General features: G+C 74.7%; 14 protein-coding genes and 6 tRNA genes. 11 read left to right on the top strand and 9 right to left on the bottom strand.

The genetic code is table 11. From position 1 onward, the window contains the following. Nucleotides 1-146: 146 nt before the first annotated feature. The 5 genes from ACIGXW_RS28770 (at nucleotide 147) to ACIGXW_RS28750 (ending at nucleotide 8,213) form a co-directional block, all read left to right on the top strand. A complete protein-coding gene (locus ACIGXW_RS28770; RefSeq protein WP_399575644.1) occupies nucleotides 147-791 on the top strand; it encodes a GNAT family N-acetyltransferase in 645 nt (214 codons plus the stop codon). 123 nt (nucleotides 792-914) lie between these two features. Continuing rightward, nucleotides 915-2,129 (top strand): precorrin-6y C5,15-methyltransferase (decarboxylating) subunit CbiE, encoded by a 1,215-nt coding sequence (cbiE, locus tag ACIGXW_RS28765; RefSeq protein WP_360911780.1) that lies wholly within the window; start codon nucleotides 915-917, stop codon nucleotides 2,127-2,129. A 220-nt stretch (nucleotides 2,130-2,349) separates the two neighbouring features. Then, a complete protein-coding gene (gene cobT, locus ACIGXW_RS28760) occupies nucleotides 2,350-5,937 on the top strand; it encodes a nicotinate-nucleotide--dimethylbenzimidazole phosphoribosyltransferase (protein WP_399575642.1) in 3,588 nt (1,195 codons plus the stop codon). A gap of 157 nt (nucleotides 5,938-6,094) precedes the next feature. Continuing rightward, nucleotides 6,095-7,327, top strand: a complete 1,233-nt coding sequence (gene cobA / locus ACIGXW_RS28755) for a uroporphyrinogen-III C-methyltransferase (RefSeq protein ID WP_399575641.1) — start codon at nucleotides 6,095-6,097, stop codon at nucleotides 7,325-7,327. A gap of 67 nt (nucleotides 7,328-7,394) precedes the next feature. Next, nucleotides 7,395-8,213 carry an RNA methyltransferase gene (locus ACIGXW_RS28750; protein WP_071966246.1) on the top strand — a complete coding sequence of 273 codons (819 nt, stop codon included), beginning with the start codon at nucleotides 7,395-7,397 and terminating at the stop codon, nucleotides 8,211-8,213. A gap of 11 nt (nucleotides 8,214-8,224) precedes the next feature. On the opposite strand, the gene ACIGXW_RS28745 is transcribed toward ACIGXW_RS28750, so the two are convergent. Next, nucleotides 8,225-9,580, bottom strand: coding sequence for a serine/threonine-protein kinase (locus tag ACIGXW_RS28745; protein ID WP_399575639.1), 1,356 nt, complete (start codon nucleotides 9,578-9,580; stop codon nucleotides 8,225-8,227). A 583-nt stretch (nucleotides 9,581-10,163) separates the two neighbouring features. Between ACIGXW_RS28745 and ACIGXW_RS28740 the strand changes: the two genes are divergently transcribed. Then, nucleotides 10,164-10,370 (top strand): hypothetical protein, encoded by a 207-nt coding sequence (locus ACIGXW_RS28740; protein ID WP_071966244.1) that lies wholly within the window; start codon nucleotides 10,164-10,166, stop codon nucleotides 10,368-10,370. 213 nt (nucleotides 10,371-10,583) lie between these two features. Here the strand turns inward: ACIGXW_RS28740 and ACIGXW_RS28735 are convergent. The 6 genes from ACIGXW_RS28735 to ACIGXW_RS28710 form a co-directional block, all read right to left on the bottom strand. Then, nucleotides 10,584-10,655, bottom strand: a tRNA-Val gene (locus ACIGXW_RS28735). A gap of 23 nt (nucleotides 10,656-10,678) precedes the next feature. Next, nucleotides 10,679-10,750 (bottom strand) — tRNA-Val (locus ACIGXW_RS28730). An 11-nt stretch (nucleotides 10,751-10,761) separates the two neighbouring features. Beyond that, a tRNA-Val gene (locus ACIGXW_RS28725) sits at nucleotides 10,762-10,833 on the bottom strand. Nucleotides 10,834-10,853: 20 nt separating this feature from the next. Beyond that, nucleotides 10,854-10,928 (bottom strand) — tRNA-Val (locus ACIGXW_RS28720). Between the two features lies 1 nt (nucleotide 10,929). Continuing rightward, nucleotides 10,930-11,003, bottom strand: a tRNA-Cys gene (locus ACIGXW_RS28715). Nucleotides 11,004-11,038: 35 nt separating this feature from the next. Beyond that, nucleotides 11,039-11,111: transfer RNA gene (locus ACIGXW_RS28710), tRNA-Gly, on the bottom strand. 231 nt (nucleotides 11,112-11,342) lie between these two features. On the opposite strand from ACIGXW_RS28710, the gene ACIGXW_RS28705 reads away from it, so the two are divergent. The 3 genes from ACIGXW_RS28705 to ACIGXW_RS28695 are packed head-to-tail and all read left to right on the top strand — an operon-like array spanning nucleotide 11,343 to nucleotide 14,066. After that, entirely contained in the window at nucleotides 11,343-12,383 is a 1,041-nt protein-coding gene (locus tag ACIGXW_RS28705; protein ID WP_399575923.1) for a chorismate-binding protein, read from the top strand. After that, on the top strand, nucleotides 12,380-13,201 hold the full coding sequence (locus tag ACIGXW_RS28700) for an aminotransferase class IV (RefSeq protein WP_399575637.1): 822 nt from the start codon (nucleotides 12,380-12,382) through the stop codon (nucleotides 13,199-13,201). The genes ACIGXW_RS28705 and ACIGXW_RS28700 overlap by 4 nt, the downstream gene beginning before the upstream one ends. A gap of 40 nt (nucleotides 13,202-13,241) precedes the next feature. After that, the gene (locus ACIGXW_RS28695) at nucleotides 13,242-14,066 is read left to right on the top strand and encodes a GNAT family N-acetyltransferase (RefSeq protein WP_399575636.1); all 825 of its coding nucleotides are present in this window, start codon (nucleotides 13,242-13,244) and stop codon (nucleotides 14,064-14,066) included. Between the two features lie 4 nt (nucleotides 14,067-14,070). Here ACIGXW_RS28695 and ACIGXW_RS28690 read toward each other — a convergent pair whose 3' ends face one another. Next, a complete protein-coding gene (locus ACIGXW_RS28690; RefSeq protein ID WP_071966240.1) occupies nucleotides 14,071-14,607 on the bottom strand; it encodes a DsbA family protein in 537 nt (178 codons plus the stop codon). A 164-nt stretch (nucleotides 14,608-14,771) separates the two neighbouring features. On the opposite strand from ACIGXW_RS28690, the gene ACIGXW_RS28685 reads away from it, so the two are divergent. Further along, the gene (locus tag ACIGXW_RS28685) at nucleotides 14,772-15,221 is read left to right on the top strand and encodes a hypothetical protein (protein WP_399575634.1); all 450 of its coding nucleotides are present in this window, start codon (nucleotides 14,772-14,774) and stop codon (nucleotides 15,219-15,221) included. 68 nt (nucleotides 15,222-15,289) lie between these two features. Then, nucleotides 15,290-15,430, top strand: coding sequence for a hypothetical protein (locus ACIGXW_RS28680; RefSeq protein WP_177338528.1), 141 nt, complete (start codon nucleotides 15,290-15,292; stop codon nucleotides 15,428-15,430). Between the two features lie 24 nt (nucleotides 15,431-15,454). Here the strand turns inward: ACIGXW_RS28680 and ACIGXW_RS28675 are convergent, their stop codons facing one another. Continuing rightward, nucleotides 15,455-15,988 carry a CGNR zinc finger domain-containing protein gene (locus ACIGXW_RS28675; protein WP_071966238.1) on the bottom strand — a complete coding sequence of 178 codons (534 nt, stop codon included), beginning with the start codon at nucleotides 15,986-15,988 and terminating at the stop codon, nucleotides 15,455-15,457. Nucleotides 15,989-16,037 lie beyond the last annotated feature (49 nt).

Genomic DNA, 16,037 nt, shown 5'->3' with positions numbered 1-16,037 from the left:
ACCCGTACGGCCCAGGGCCCCGCGTACGCATTCGCCGTACGCGGGGCCCGGCGCTTGGCGTACCCACCCACCGATGCTGCATGCTGGTGCACCCGAGCACACCCGCAACACCCCCGAGCCCACCCGCCCCGGCGTTGGAGCAGCGCATGACTTCCACCTTTCCGGACATCTCCATCAGTACGGACCGGCTGGTGCTGCGCCCGTTCGAAGCCGGAGACATCCCCGCCCTCGCCGAGATGATGAACGACGAGCTCATCACGGCCTGGACCTCCGCCCCGTACCCCTACACCACCGCCGACGCCCGCGACTGGGCGCTGCGCCGGGCGCCCGGCGAGCGCACCTCCGGGCGCGGAATCGTCTTTGCGGTCACCGAGTTCCTCACCCACCGCCTCGTGGGCACCGTCCACCTCCGCAACACCGACTGGCGCATCCTGGCCACCGAGGCCGCCTACGCGACCGCCCCCTGGGCCCGGGGCGAGGGCTACGCCTGCGAGTCCGTCCTCGCCGTCGCCGAGTGGCTCTTCCGCGACCAGAAATTCGAACGCCTGGAACTGCGCACCGCCGCCGACAACACCGCCGCCCAGCAGGTCGCCCAGAAGACCGGCTGCGTCAGCGAGGGGGTCCTGCGCAGCGCCTGGATAGCACGCACCCGCACCGAGGACGCGGGCTGGACCGAGAACCGCACCGACCTCATCGTCTGGAGCCTGCTGCCCGAGGACCTCGACGAGGTCCGCGACTCCCCGGCCGGGGGCGGCTACGACTACGCCGCCACCTTCCCCGACTGGCGCTAGCCCCCTCCCGCCGCACAGCCCCGGCTGCGGTCCGTACCAATCGGGGTACGCTCACCCTGCCCGTGCCACCCCCCCCCGCCCGGGGGACCACCGACCCCAGACAAGCCCAGGAGACAGACGACGATGGCCGACCGGGTCACGGTGATCGGGTGGGACGGCTCACCGCTGACGGACGCGGCCCGCTCCGCCCTGGCCGCCGCCACCCTGGTGGCCGGCGCCGCCCACCACCTGGCCCTGCCCGAGGTGCCGCCCACCGCCGAGCGCATCCGGCTCGGCAGCGTCGACCTCGCCGCCCGCCGCATCGCCCAGCACCGCGGCTCGGCCGTGGTCCTCGCCGACGGCGACCCCGGATTCTTCGGCGTCGTCCGCACCCTGCGCGCCCCGGAGCACGGACTCGAGGTCGAGGTGGTGCCCGCCGTCTCCGCCGTCGCCGCCGCCTTCGCCCGGGCCGCCATGCCCTGGGACGACGCCCAGATCGTCGTCGCCCACAGCCGCGACCTGCGACGCGCCGTCAACGTCTGCCGCGCCCACCCCAAGGTCGCCGTCCTCACCTCGCCCGGCGCCGGCCCCGCCGAACTCGCCCTCCTCCTCGGCCCCGTCCACCGCACCTTCGTCATCTGCGAGGAGCTGGGCACCGAGCGCGAACAGGTCACCGTCGTCACCTCCGACCGGGCCGCCGACCACACCTGGCGCGACCCCAACGTCGTCATCGTCATCGGCGGCTCCGGCATCCCCGCCGTGCGCACCGGCGGCTGGATCGCCGGCCGCGACCCCGGCTACCCGCCGGCCGTACGGGGCTGGGCCCTGCCCGCCGCGGCGTACGGCTCCGGGCTCGGCGAGGGCGAGTCGACCGAACTGCGCGCCGCCCAACTCGCACGGCTCGGGCCGCGCGTCGGCGACCTCGTCTGGGACATCGGCTCCGGCAGCGGCGCGGCGGCCGTGGAGGCCGCCCGCTTCGGCGCCGCCGTCATCGCCGTCGACCGCGACCCCGAGGCCTGCCGGCGCACCGCCGCCGCGGCCCGGCACCACGGCGTGCAACTCCAGGTCGTCCAGGGCACCGCACCCCAGGTCCTGGAGGACCTCCCCGAGCCCGACGTCATCCGCGTCGGCGGCGGAGGAGCCCCCGTCGTCGCCGCCTGCGCCGACCGCCGCCCCGAGCGCATCGTCGCCCACGCCGCCACCCGCGACCAGGCCGAGGCCATCGGCCGCGCCCTCGCCGAGGGCGGGTACGCCGTGGAGTGCACGCTGCTCCAGGCGGTGGAGTTGGACACAACCGCCTGGTCCGAGCGCGAGCGCGCCGTAGCCTTCTTGCTGAGTGGCCGTCGTACACACCCCTGAGGGCCGGGGGCCGGGCGGAGGGTAGGCTGGCGGATCGTTGTTGCAAGCCGCTCGGTGTCCGACACCACAGTCGTCAATGCTCCGAACGCACCCCCCGCTTGGCGCGTACAGGGCAGGGTGACACCGGACGGCACACAACGTGCCGCGAGGCATCCACGCTCGTTCTTGTCTATGGGCGTGAGCGGTTGGAAGGAGCACTACCGATGGGCGAGGGGTACGCATGACCGACACCGGCCGGTTCCCGGACGAGGGACAGCCGGAGAACGCAGGCGCACTGCCCGGCCACCCGCTTCCCGCGGACGCCGCAGCCCCTGCCGACACCGGAGTCCCGACGGCGCCCCCGGCGCCCGCCGCACCCACTGCGCCTTCGACGTATGCCTTCCTCGAGAACGACGCCGCCGACGAGGACGACCTCCTGCTGATGCCGGGCGCCCAGGGCGCCTGGATGGAGCAGCCGGCGCCCCAGGGCGGTACGCACGAGACGGGCGGCCGCGACACGGGTTCGCTCGACTACACGGGCGTGCGCACCCCGCCGCCGGGCCAGGCCCCCGCGGCCGCCGCGCCGCCGCGCCGCCCCCTGCACATGGGCCCGCCCGTGCCCGACCCCTCCAACGGCGTCGTCCTCTCCCTCGCCGACCGCGGCCCGGCCGCCCCCCAGCAGCCCGCCGGATCCCCGCAGGTCGCGGGCGTCGAGTACCTCGACGCACCGCCCGTCCCGGGCGCCGACGACACGGCGCCCCCCGCGGCCTTCGTGCCGCCGCAGAACACCGGTGTCGCCACGCAGGCGGCGCCCGCACCCGCGGTGGCGCACGACATACTCGCCGAACCCCAGACCGCGCCGGAGCCTGAGCCGGTGTCAGCGGTCGCGGTGTCCGCGGAGAGCCCTGCCGCGCAGTCCGTGCCCGGCCAGCGGGAGCCCGGGGCCGCCGCCGTCGCCGAGCCGCAGGCCGTGCCCGTGCCGGCCGCCGCGCCCCAGCCGCAGACGGCGGCCGTGGAGCCCGCCGTCCCGGCGCCTGCCGAACCGCAGCCGCAGCCGCCGGTCGGGGGCGTGGCCCCCGGCGCGGCACAGGCGTTCGTCGACCGCCTGGTACCGAACCTCGCCGCGCAGCCCCCGGCTCAGGCACCGGCGCCCACGCCGGCCCCGGCCGCACCCTTGGACCCGCAGCCCGAGGCGCCGGTCGCCGTCGAGGAACCCCTGACGCCCGCCCAGGAAGCGGCAGCGGTCGTGCCCCCGGCTCCGGTTGCCGAAGAGGCGGCCGTGCCCGAGCCGCAGGCCGTCGTCGAGCAGCCCGCGCCCGAGGCGCCGGTCGCGGAGGCCGTCGAGCCCGTCGCGGTGGCGGCGGCTGACGCCCCGTCCGCACCCGAGCAGCACGACGCGGCCGTCGCGCCGGTCGAGACGCCGGCCGTGGACGCCGAGCAGCCCGCGCCCGTCCAGGCCGTCGTCGAGGCGGAACCGGCCCCGGCCGAGCCCGAGCCCGTCCCCGAGACCGTCCCGGCCCCGGCCGAGCCGGTGGCGGTCGCGCAGCCCGCGCCGGCCCCGGTCGTCGAGGCGCCCGTCGCGCCGGCCCCCGACCAGCAGGTGCCCGCCCCGGCCCCCGTGGTCGAGGCCCCGGTCGCCGAGGTCCCGGTCGTGCCGGCCCCGGCCGTGGAGGTGCCCGCCGAGGCGCCGGTCGAGCCCGCGCCCGAGGCCCCCGCCGCCGAGGAGCAGCCCCCGGCCCCCGCCGAGGAGCCCGCGCCGCAGGCGGCCGCCCCCGAGGAGGCGGCTCCTGAGGCGACGGCTCCCGAAGAGGCGGCCCCCGAAGAGGCGGCCCCCGCCCCCGCGGTGCCCGCGCAGGGCGTCCCGGAGCAGGACCAGGCCCCAGCCCCGGCTCCCGTCGAGGAGACGCCGACCGCCCAGGCCCCGGCGCCCGAGCCGGAGCCGGAAGCGGTCCCCGAGCCCGTACACATCCACCTGGTCCCGGCCGAACCGGCCCAGGAGGACGAGGCGGCTCCGGCGGCAGACACCACGTCCGCCGACGAAGGCGAAGCCGAAGCCGCCGAGGCCGAACCGCAGCCCGAGCCCGAGCCGCTGGGCCCCCCGGCCGTCGGCTACGACGAGGCCGAGCGGGCCGCCGTCCACCGTGTCATCAGGGAGCGGCGCGACATCCGCAAGGGGTTCCGCACCGACCCCATCCCGCACGAGGTGCTGCTGCGCGTCCTGGAGGCCGCGCACACCGCGCCCAGCGTCGGCCACTCCCAGCCCTGGGACTTCGTCGTCATCCGCTCCGAGGAGACCCGGCGGACGATGCACGAGCTGGCCGCCCGCCAGCGCGAGGCCTACGCCAAGTCCCTCCCCAAGGCCCGGGCCAAGCAGTTCAAGGAACTGAAGATCGAGGCCATCCTCGACACCCCGGTCAACATCGTCGTCACCGCCGACCCCACCCGCGGCGGCCGGCACACCCTCGGCCGGCACACCCAGCCGCAGATGGCGCCGTACTCCTCCGCGCTCGCCGTGGAGAACCTCTGGCTCGCCGCGCGCGCCGAGGGCCTCGGCGTCGGCTGGGTCAGCTTCTTCGACGAGCGCGAGATGGTCCGCGCCCTCGGCCTCCCGGAGCACCTCGAGGTCGTCGCCTACCTCTGCATCGGCTACGTCGACGAGTTCCCCGACGAGCCCGAGCTGATGCAGGCCGGCTGGTCCAAGCGCCGCCCGCTGTCCTGGGTCGTGCACGAGGAGGAGTACGGGCGCCGCGCCCTGCCCGGCGAGGACCCGCACGACCTGCTCGCCGAGACCCTGCGCGGCATCCGCCCGCTGGACGCCAAGGCGCTCGGCGAGGCGTGGGAGCGCCAGAAGCGGATGACCAAGCCGTCCGGCGCGCTCGGCATGCTGGAGATCATCTCCGCGCAGCTGTGCGGACTGTCCCGCAAGTGCCCGCCGCCGATCCCGGAGCCCGCGGCCGTCGCGATCTTCGCCGGGGACCACGGCGTGCACGCCCAGGGCGTCACGGCGTGGCCCCAGGAGGTCACCTCGCAGATGGTGGCCAACTTCCTGGGCGGCGGAGCCGTGTGCAACGCCTTCGCCAACCAGGTCGGCGCCGAGGTCTGCGTCGTGGACGTGGGCGTCGCGGCCGAGCTGCCCAGCACGCCCGGCCTGCTGCCCCGCAAGATCCGGCCCGGCACGGCCGACTTCACCACCGGTCCCGCGATGACCCGCGAGGAGGCCCTGCAGGCCCTCGAGGTGGGCATCGAGACGGCCCGCGACCTGGTCACGGCCGGCAACAAGGCGCTGCTCACGGGCGAGATGGGCATCGCCAACACCACGGTGTCGGCAGCCCTCATCTCCGTCTTCACCGGAGCCGACCCGGCCGAGATCACCGGCCGCGGCACCGGCATCAACGACGAGATGCACGCCCGCAAGATCGACGTCGTACGCCGTGCGCTGGAGCTGCACAAGCCGGACCCGAAGGACCCGATCGGTGTGCTCGCCGCGATCGGCGGCCTGGAGCACGCCGCGCTCGTCGGCCTGATCCTGGGCGGCGCGTCCCTGCGTACGCCGGTGATCCTCGACGGCGTCAGCGCCGGCGCCGCGGCCCTGGTCGCCCGCGCCATCGCCCCCGAGGCGCTGGCGGCGTGCGTCGCCGGCCACCGCAGCGCCGAGCCCGGCCACGTCGCGGCCCTCACCAAGCTGGGCCTGCGCCCGCTGGTGGACCTCGACCTGCGGCTGGGCGAGGGCACGGGGGCGCTGCTGGCGCTGCCCATCGTGCAGAGCGCTGCGCGGGCGATGCACGAGGTCGCCACGTTCGACGCGGCGGGTGTGGCCGAGAAGAGCTGACGCTTGGTGGGTGGGTGCGATCCGGTGGTCGGGTTGTGCCCACCCTCCCCCAGCTACCGCTGGGAGGTGCCCCCAGCCCTGCGGAACGACTACCCACAACCTGCGTCACGCCCCTTAAGGTGTCCTCACCAGCGCATTCGTACGAGGAGACCTGCCCATGGCCGAGCACGCCGAAGTCGCCGCCTACCCCGTCGGACTGCGCCTGGCCGGGCGCCGCGTCGTCGTCCTGGGCGCCGGCCAGGTCGCACAGCGCCGGCTGCCCGCCCTGATCGCCGCCGGCGCCGACGTGCTGCTCGTCTCCCCCTCCGCCACCCCCTCCGTCGAGGCCATGGCCGAGGCAGGCGAGGTCCGCTGGGAGCGCCGCCGCTACCGCGACGGCGACCTGGACGGCGCCTGGTACGCCCTGATCTCCACCGACGACCCCGCCGCCAACGACGCCGCGTCCGCCGAGGCCGAGGCCCGCCGTGTCTGGGCCGTGCGCAGCGACGACGCCGCTGCCGCCTCCGCCTGGACGCCGGCCACCGGCCGCGGCGCGGGGGTGACGGTCGCCGTCCTGACCGGCCAGGACCCGCGCCGCTCCGCCGCCGTGCGCGACGCCATCGTCGAGGGGCTGCGCGACGGTTCGCTGACGGCCCCGCACTTCCGGGACCGGGCCAAGGGCGTGGCCCTGGTCGGCGGCGGCCCCGGCGACCCCGACCTGATCACCGTTCGCGGCCGCAGGCTGCTGGCCGAGGCGGACGTGGTCATCGCCGACCGCCTCGGCCCCCGCGACCTCCTGGAGGAGCTGCCGCCGCACGTCGAGGTGATCGACGCGGCGAAGATCCCGTACGGCCGGTTCATGGCCCAGGAGGCCATCAACAGCGCCCTCATCGAGCACGCCAAGGCCGGCAAGGCCGTCGTCCGCCTCAAGGGCGGGGACCCGTTCGTGTTCGGACGCGGCATGGAAGAGGTCCAGGCCCTGGCGGAGCACGGCATCCCGTGCACCGTGGTGCCCGGCATCTCCAGCTCGATCAGCGTGCCGGGCGCGGCCGGAATCCCCGTCACCCACCGTGGTGTGGCCCATGAGTTCACCGTGGTCAGCGGCCATGTCGCACCGGACGACCCGCGCTCGCTCGTGGACTGGGAGGCGATCGCGCGCCTGCGCGGCACGCTCGTACTGCTGATGTCGGTCGAGAACATCGGCGCGATCGCCGCGGCCCTCATGCGGCACGGACGCGCGGCCGGTACCCCCGTGGCCGTGGTGCAGGAGGGCACCACCGCGGCCCAGCGCCGCGTGGACGCCACGCTCGCGACGGCGGGGGAGCGGGTGAAGGCGGAGGGCATACGCCCGCCGGCCGTCATCGTGATCGGCGACGTGGTGACGTCGGGCCCGGAGCCGACCGGAGAATAGTCCCCGCACCCGCACCACCGTTTCGCACCGCACGCACCACCCGCACCAGGACAAGGCAGCAGCTCCCATGGCCGAACTCATCACCATCGACGACCCCGACGACCCGCGCCTGCACGACTACACGGGCCTGACGGACGTGGAGCTGCGACGCCGCCGGGAGCCCGCGGAGGGCCTGTTCATCGCCGAGGGCGAGAAGGTGATCCGGCGGGCCCACCAGGCCGGCTACGCGATGCGGTCGATGCTGCTGACGGCCAAGTGGATCGAGGTGATGCGGGACGTCATCGAGGAGAGCCCCGCCCCCGTCTACACCGTGACGCCCGACCTGGCCGAACGGGTGACCGGCTATCACGTCCACCGCGGCGCGCTCGCGTCCATGCAGCGCAAGCCGCTGCCCGAGGCGGGCGAGGTGCTGCGGGACGCCCGCCGCGTCGCCGTCCTCGAGAGCCTCGTGGACCACACCAACATCGGTGCGATCTTCCGTAGCGCGGCGGCGCTCGGCATGGACGCGGTCCTGCTCTCCCCGGACTGCGCGGACCCGCTGTACCGGCGCTCGGTGAAGGTCTCCATGGGCGCCGTCTTCTCCGTGCCGTACGCGCGCCTGGAGACCTGGCCCCAGGACCTGGAGACCGTGCGCGAGGCGGGCTTCCGGGTCCTCGCCCTCACCCCCGCCGAGCAGGCCACCTCCATGGACGAGGCGGCGCCGCACCGGCTGGAGCGGGTGGCGCTCATGCTGGGTGCGGAAGGCGACGGCCTGTCGCCCCGCGCGCTGCGGGCCGCCGACGAGTGGGTCCGCATCCCGATGGCCCACGGAGTCGACTCGCTCAACGTGGGCGCGGCGGCGGCAGTGGCGTTCTACGCGGTCACGACGGGCCGCCCGACGGCGTAACGGGGCCCGCGCTACCGCGCGGTGCCCTCGATCGCCGGCCGGGCTGCCCCGCGGAGCCCCTCCGGGGACGGAGGACCGGCGTCCGGGGCGGAGACGCGGGAAACGGTGGCCGGCAGCTCGCCCATGCTGCGGGCGGGGCCCTGGCAGCCCTGGGCGGCCGCGATGCCGAGGGCGACCAGCAGGGTCACCACCACGAAGACGATCAGGCGCTGACGCAGCAGCTTGCGGTCCGGCCCCGGGCGCCGTACCGCCGGGCGCGGTCGCCGGCCCGGGCGGGCGGGGCCCCGCCCGCCCGTGGCCTGGCCGCCGCCGCGCTGCGGCACGGGACGCCCGTCCGGCACCCGGCCACCGCCGGCCCGGGCGCCGGCCCCCTGCGGGGCATGCGCACCGGGGGAGCCGTGATGACCGTGCGGCGCGTGCGGCCGCGGCGTGGGCGCGCCGCCGGGGCGGCGCTCGGTGCGCTGACGCTCGTACTCCGCCGCCCGCCGTGCCGAGGGACGGTCCGGCTCGCGGCGGGGGGACGGGGGCCGGCCCTCGCCGATCCCATGGGCCTCGCGCGCGGCGATCTCCTTCAGCCGCAGCGACAGCTGCAGCGTACTCGGCCGCTCCTCCGGGTCCTTGGCCAGACACGCGTGCACCAGCGGGGCGAGCGCGTCCGGTACGCCCATGAGCTGCGGTTCTTCGTGCACGACCCGGTAGAGCATGACCTCCGAACTGCCCTGCCCGAAGGGAGAGTCGGCGGTCGAGGCGTAGACGAGGGTCGCGCCGAGCGCGAAGACGTCCGTGGCGGGGGTGACGGCGGCGCCCCGCACCTGCTCGGGGGCGAGGAAGCCGGGGGAGCCGACGGCCGTGCCGACGTGCGTGAGGGTGCTCGCCCCGGTGGCCCAGGCGATGCCGAAGTCGATGATGCGGGGGCCCTTGGGGGAGAGCAGGATGTTCGACGGCTTGAGGTCGCGGTGGACCACCCCCGCGTCGTGCACCGCCAGCAGGCCCTCGGCCAATGCGGCCCCGATGGAGGCCGTCTGAGCCGCCGACAGCGGCCCTTCCTCGTTCACCTTGTCGTGGAGCGAGGGCCCCGGGACGTACTGCGTGGCGAACCAGGGACGGTCCGCCTCCAGGTCCGCGGCCACCAGCCGCGCCGTACAGCCGCCGCGGATCCGCCGGGCGGCGGACACCTCGCGCGCGAAGCGGGAGCGGAACTCCTGGTCCTCGGCCAGGTCCGGCCGGATCACCTTCAGCGCGACGCGCTGGCCCCGCCGGTCGGAGCCGAGGTAGACCACGCCCATGCCGCCCGCGCCCAGCCGCCGGTGCAGCCGGAACGAGCCGACGACACGCGGGTCCTCGCGCCGGAGCCGCATCATCGTCATCTTCGTCCCCTACCTCCGGTGGGGCTGCCCCACGTAGCTTCCCGGCGTCTGACGTGGCACAGCTTACGGATTGACGGACGGTCGCGCTCAGAGGCCGCGCATGCGTCGGCGAGTGGATTGCCGGTGCCCGGCGGGGCGCCCGCGGCCCGGTCCGCGGGCGTCGGCGGCAGGTCACGGGCGCGCGGGCCGTCTCTCAAGGGGCCGTCGCCGAAGGGGGATTGACGGGGCGACGGGTGACCGGAGGGCGGCGGACGCGCAGCGGAGCGACCCGACTCGAACGTATGAAGCGGTGGTGGGCGGGGCCGCCCGGCGGGTGGAGACGGTCGCCCGCCGGAGTGGGCCGGAAGTGAGCGAAGTCACCGGTCCCCCCTCCGGGAAGACCCCAAGGCCAGGGGGGCCGGTCTCCACCCAGGGGAGTACCCCCGGGGCGCCACCCTCATCCTCCGGGAGAACCGGCAAGCGGTACGAGGGCATGACGCCCGCAAGGGGCCCCGCGCCTAGGGTTGAAGACAAGCGGCGGGCACGACACTCGTCCCCCGAGGCCAGGTGCCCGCCGCTCCGCATACATGGAGGGAGCGGGGCGATGGCGCACATCGCGGGACGTACGGGCCACCGGGCGCACGGCCACCGGGCCACGGACGTCTTCGGCGAGCGCCCGGGCCCCACCCGCCATCCACTGGTCGCGGCCGCCATGGTGCTGCCGCTGGCCGCCTTCCTGGCGGTCGTCTTCGGCGGCTGGGACGCCGTCGTCCTCCAAGCGTCGTCCGTGGCCGGAATGCTGGGGCGCTGAGCGCTTCCCCGGCCCGGGAGAGCGGCCCGGGCCGGGTGGCAGACCGGCCATAACCCCGTGGGGACGGGGGTGCGGCGGACGGCACGACGAGCCGGGTACCTGGGGAGGTACCCGGCCGTCGCGTTTGTCGGGGCAGGCCCGGACACCGGGCGCGGACAGACGAAAAACGGCCGGTGGCCGGAGCTCGAAGCCCCGGCCACCGGCCGAACAGTGTGCGCGATACTGGGATTGAACCAGTGACCTCTTCCGTGTCAGGGAAGCGCTCTCCCGCTGAGCTAATCGCGCGGGGAGGCCCGTGAGGACCTCGGTGGACGATACTGGGATTGAACCAGTGACCTCTTCCGTGTCAGGGAAGCGCTCTCCCGCTGAGCTAATCGTCCGGGACGCTGCGTGCGCGATACTGGGATTGAACCAGTGACCTCTTCCGTGTCAGGGAAGCGCTCTCCCGCTGAGCTAATCGCGCGGGAAGGTCCGTGAGGACCCTGGTGGACGATACTGGGATTGAACCAGTGACCTCTTCCGTGTCAGGGAAGCGCTCTCCCGCTGAGCTAATCGTCCTTGGAGGTGGAGACGGGATTTGAACCCGTGTAGACGGCTTTGCAGGCCGTTGCCTCGCCTCTCGGCCACTCCACCAGGAGTGCGGGGGTTCGGGAAGATCCCCCAACTCGAGCGGACGACGAGACTCGAACTCGCGACATCCACCTTGGCAAGGTGGTGCTCTACCAACTGAGCTACGTCCGCATTTGTCTTTCCGGCCCGCTTCCGCGTCCCGGCGACGTGTTGAACTTTAGCGGATTCCGGCGCCAGCTCAAATTCCGTTTGCCCAGCATGCTGCGCTGATCGTTCACGGGGACGCCTCGCGGAGGACTCCCGCGCACCGCTCGCCCGCCTCCCGCACGGCTCGCAGACGATCTCCACGGGTGCCGCCATAGACTCGATGACGTGCACAGCCTCCCCCCGACGATCTCCCCGATGGCCCGCTTCGGCGGCCTCCTCGCCACCGATCTGCGCGATGTGACCAGCGACCCGGCGGCCCTGGATTCCACCGGCTGGTGGGCCGTGGTCGCGGACTTCGAGGGACGCCTCACCTGTGCCCGCTTCGGCGACGTACGCCCCGCCCCGGCCCCCGCGCCCGTGCCGGGCGGCTGGCGCGGCCCCGCGCCGGAGGAGTGGACCAGCTCCCTGGACCGGGCCGCCTACACCGCGGGCGTACGGCGCATACGCGAGCACATAGCGGCCGGCGAGGTCTACCAGGCCAACCTCTGCCGCGTGCTCAGCGCGCCCCTGCCCGACCCGGCCGCCGCCGACGTGGACGCCCTCACCGCCCTCCTCGCCCGGGGCAACCCCGCCCCCTACGCGGGAACGGTCCGGCTGCCCGCCCACGGCGTGGAGGTGGCCACCGCCTCGCCCGAGCTCTACCTGCGCCGCGACGGGCGCACCGTGGAGTCCGGCCCCATCAAGGGCACCGGCCGGACCGCCGAGGACCTGCTGGAGAAGGACCACGCCGAGAACGTGATGATCGTGGACCTGGTCCGCAACGATCTCGGGCGCGTCTGCGCCACCGGCACCGTGACCGTCCCCGCCCTGTGCGCGCTCGAACAGCACCCCGGCCTGGTCCACCTTGTCTCCACCGTCCGCGGCGAGCTCGCCGAGCGGGCCGGCTGGGCCGAGCTGTTCGCCGCCACCTTCCCGCCCGGCTCGGTGACCGGAGCCCCCAAGGCCAGCGCCCTGGAGATCATCGAGGCCCTGGAGACCGTGCCGCGCGGACCGTACTGCGGCGGCGTCGGCTGGGTCGACGCGGACCGGGGCACCGGCGAGCTGGCCGTCGGCATCCGCACGTTCTGGATCGACCGGGCGGCCACCGGCGGCCCGGTGCTGCGCTTCGGCACCGGCGCCGGCATCACCTGGGGCTCCGACCCGGAGCGGGAGTGGGCCGAGACCGAACTGAAGGCGTCCCGGCTCCTCGCGATAGCGTCGGCGGCACACCAGCCGCTAGGAGGGACGAAACGGTGAGAATCTGGTTCAACGGCGCACTGTGTGACGCCGACAGTGCCCAGCTCTCGGTCTTCGATCACGGGCTCACGGTCGGCGACGGTCTCTTCGAGACGCTCAAGACCACCGACGGCCGGCCCTTCGCCATGACCCGTCACCTCGCCCGCCTCACCTCCGGCGCCCGCGGCCTGGGCCTGCCCGAGCCGGACCTGGACGAGATCCGCCGGGCCTGCGCGGCGGTTCTCGACGCCAACCCCATACCGCTCGGCCGGCTGCGGATCACCTACACCGGCGGCGTCTCCCCGCTCGGCTCGGACCGGGGCACCGCGACCCCGACCCTCGTCGTCGCCCTCGCCGAGACCGCCCGCCACGCCGACACCACCGCCGCCGTCACCGTCCCCTGGACCCGCAACGAACGCGGCGCGCTGGCCGGCCTGAAGTCCACCTCGTACGCCGAGAACGTCGTCGCCCTCGCCCGGGCCAGGGAACAGGGCGCCACCGAGGCGCTGTTCGCCAACACCGTCGGCGCGCTCTGCGAGGGCACCGGATCCAACGTCTTCGTCGTCCTCGACGGCGAGCTGCACACCCCGCCGCTCTCCTCCGGCTGTCTGCCCGGCATCACCCGCGCCCTGGTCGTGGAGTGGACGGGCGCGAAGGAGACCGACCTGCCCTTCGATGTCCTGGACCGCGCCGAGGAGATCTTCCTGACCTCCAGCCTGCGCGACGTGCAGGCCGTCCACACCCTCGACGGCCGTCAACTGCCCGGCGCCCCGGGCCCGGTGACCGCCAAGGCCATGCGGATCTTCGACGAGCACGCCACCGCGGACCTCGATCCGTAAACAGGGTGACGCGGCGCCGCGGGGCCGGTACAACACGAACGTGACCACCACCCTGCGGCCCACCGCACCCGAACAGCGCACCGACGACGGCGGCCGGTCCCGCTCGTACGAGGTCTGCGTCAACGCCCGGCCCGTCGGCAGGATCGACCTCGCCACGGACCCGCGCTTCGGGCCCGGCTTCGGGCGGATAGCCCACCTCGCCATCGACGAGCGCGACCGGCACCGCGGCCGCGGCACGGTGGCCGCGCTCGCCGCCGAGGAGGTGCTGCGCGGCTGGGGGTGCGCGCAGATCACGGTGAGCGTCCCGGCGGGTGCGGCCACCGCCCTGGCGCTGGCGGGCGCGCTCGGCTACGTCGAACGCAACCGCAACATGAGCAAGACGCTGGCCGCCGCGCCCGAGCTGCCGGCGGGCAGCGCCGCCCGCCCCATGACCGAGGCGGAGTTCGAGCCGTGGCAGCGGACGGCGAAGGCCAGGTACGCCGAGAGCTGGGTGGAGCGCGGCGTGCCCCGCGACCGGGCCGAGGCCAAGGCGGAGACCGACCACGCCGCGGCGCTGCCCGCCGGCGCGGCCACCCCCGGCGCGGCGCTGCGCGTCCTCGCGCACGACGGCGTCGACGTGGGCACCCTGTGGCTGTCGCTGCCCGGCGGCGAGGACGGCTTCGTCTTCGGCGTCGAAGTCGACGCCCGCCACCGCGGCCGGGGCCACGGCCGCACCCTGATGTTGCTCGCCGAGCGCGAGAGCCTGGCGGCCGGGGCCCGGGGCCTCGGGCTCAACGTCTTCGCCGACAACACCCCGGCCCTGCGGCTGTACGCGTCACTGGGCTACGAGCCCACGCAGATCCACCTGTACAAGGTGCTGCACTAGCCGGTCAGGCCGGGTCGGTGCCGTCCTGGCCGGCCAGCAGCCGGTCGACGATCTCCTCGATGCGCTCCCGCAGCCCCTCCTGGCTCTTGCCGCCGTCCAGCCGCTCGCCGTCGATGACGTACGTGGGCGTGCCGGTCACCCCGATCGCCTTGCCCTCGGCCTGGTCGGCGTCGACGATCAGCATGTGGCGCCCGTCGATCAGCGCGGTGTCCACCTCCCCGGCGTCCAGGCCCAGCTCGCCGGCGATCTCCGTCAGCAGCCGCTCGCCCCGGGCGCCGAGCTCCTCGGTGCGGGCCAGCACCGCCTCGGCGTACGGCCACGCCTGCCCCTGCTCGGCGGCCTCCTCGGCGGCCTGTGCGGCGGCGTAGGCGTGCTTGTGCTTCTCCAGCGGGAAGTGCCGCAGCCGGATCTCGAGCCGGTCGCCGTAGCGGGCGCGCAGCGCGTGCAGGTCGTCCAGGGCCCGGTGGCAGTCGGGGCACTGCAGCTCGCACCACACGTCCAGCACGGGGCGGACGGGGCGGGGGGTGTCGCTATTGCTCATGGGGCCAGTCTTCCAGCCCGTACGCACAGCGGTGAGCTCGGTCCGCGGGTGGAGGCGACCCTGAGGTGACCCGGAGTTCTCCCCGATCTCCCGGCCGGCCGTGGCACCGTCCGCCGCGGCCGGTGCAGGATGGATGCAGGAGCCACCATCGGCAGGAGGACCGGATGCTGACCTCGACCGTATGCGCCGCGGTGTCCGCGGCCGGCCTGGGCATCGCCCTGCTGACGGCCTACCGCAAGCGCTTCCGCAGTGCCGCACGGATAGCGGCCTGGTCCCTGATCCCCGTCGGCCTCGTCATGACGGGCATCGTCGACTGGGTCACGGACCTGGTGTTCAAGCCCACCGTCTGGGCCGGCTTCGGCGTGCTCGCGCTCTCCGCGCTTCTGTTCATGATCACCCGGGCCGCCGACCGCCGCACCGGCGGCACCCGCAAGCAGCGCCGCGAGGCCGCGGCCGGCGAGCGGGGCGCCGCGGTGGCGCCGGCCGCCTCCGCGCCCTCGCTCGGCCCGGCCCATACGGCGGACCGCCCCAAGAGCAGGGGGACGCGGGGCTCGGGCGGAGGGGAAGAGGACTTCTCCGATATCGAAGCGATCCTCAAAAAACACGGAATCTGAACAACTCCCCCTCACGAGTGACACGTTGGTGAGTCCGCCCGGCGGGGCTGCGCCATGATCTGTCGGAGATGAACGACGAACCGGCCCAGATCACCGACGAGCCGCGCGGCTGTCTGTTCGCTCTCTCCCAGCCGCCGCTCATGTTTTTTCTCGCCTTCATCGCGACACTGATCCTCGTGACCGCCGTGCACGACCTCTACCGGTGGTGAGGGGCGCCCACCACCCGCCGCCCGTCAGTCCGAGGCCTCCCGGCGGCGCGCCCGGTAGGCGGCGACGTGGAGCCGGTTCCCGCAGGTGCGGCCGTCGCAGTAGCGGCGCGACCGGTTGCGGGACAGATCGACGAAGGCGCGCCCGCAATCCGGTGCCTCGCAGCGCCGCAGCCGCTCGCGCTCGCCCTCCACCAGCAGGAACGCCAGCGCCATGCCGCCGTCGGCCGCCAGGTGCTCGGCCAGCGAGGCGCCGGGCGCGAAGTAGTGCACATGCCAGTCGTAGCCGTCGTGGTCGGTGAGCCGGGGCGTGGTGCCCGCCTGGGCCACCAGCGCGTTGAGCAGCTCCGCGGCCTGCCGGGTCTCCGTGGCGTCGAACACCTGGACGATCCGGTCGCGTATGGACCGCACGGCGGCCAGGTCCGGCTCGCCGAGGGTGTCGATGCCGCTGATGTCGTGGCGCTCGACGAAGCCCTCCAGCGCGTCCAGGGCGTCGAGGTCCATGTTCAGCAGATCGACGATGGCGTCGAGCGTGCACCGGGTGTCGTGATTGATCAGCACGGAACGTTTCGCTCCCTGGCCGGATGGAGGTAGGGCGGCAAGTGTTCGA

This window comes from Streptomyces sp. NPDC053079 (genome assembly GCF_044546695.1).
Taxonomy (GTDB): Bacteria; Actinomycetota; Actinomycetes; order Streptomycetales; family Streptomycetaceae; genus Streptomyces.
This window is presented reverse-complemented; position numbering and strand designations above follow the sequence as displayed.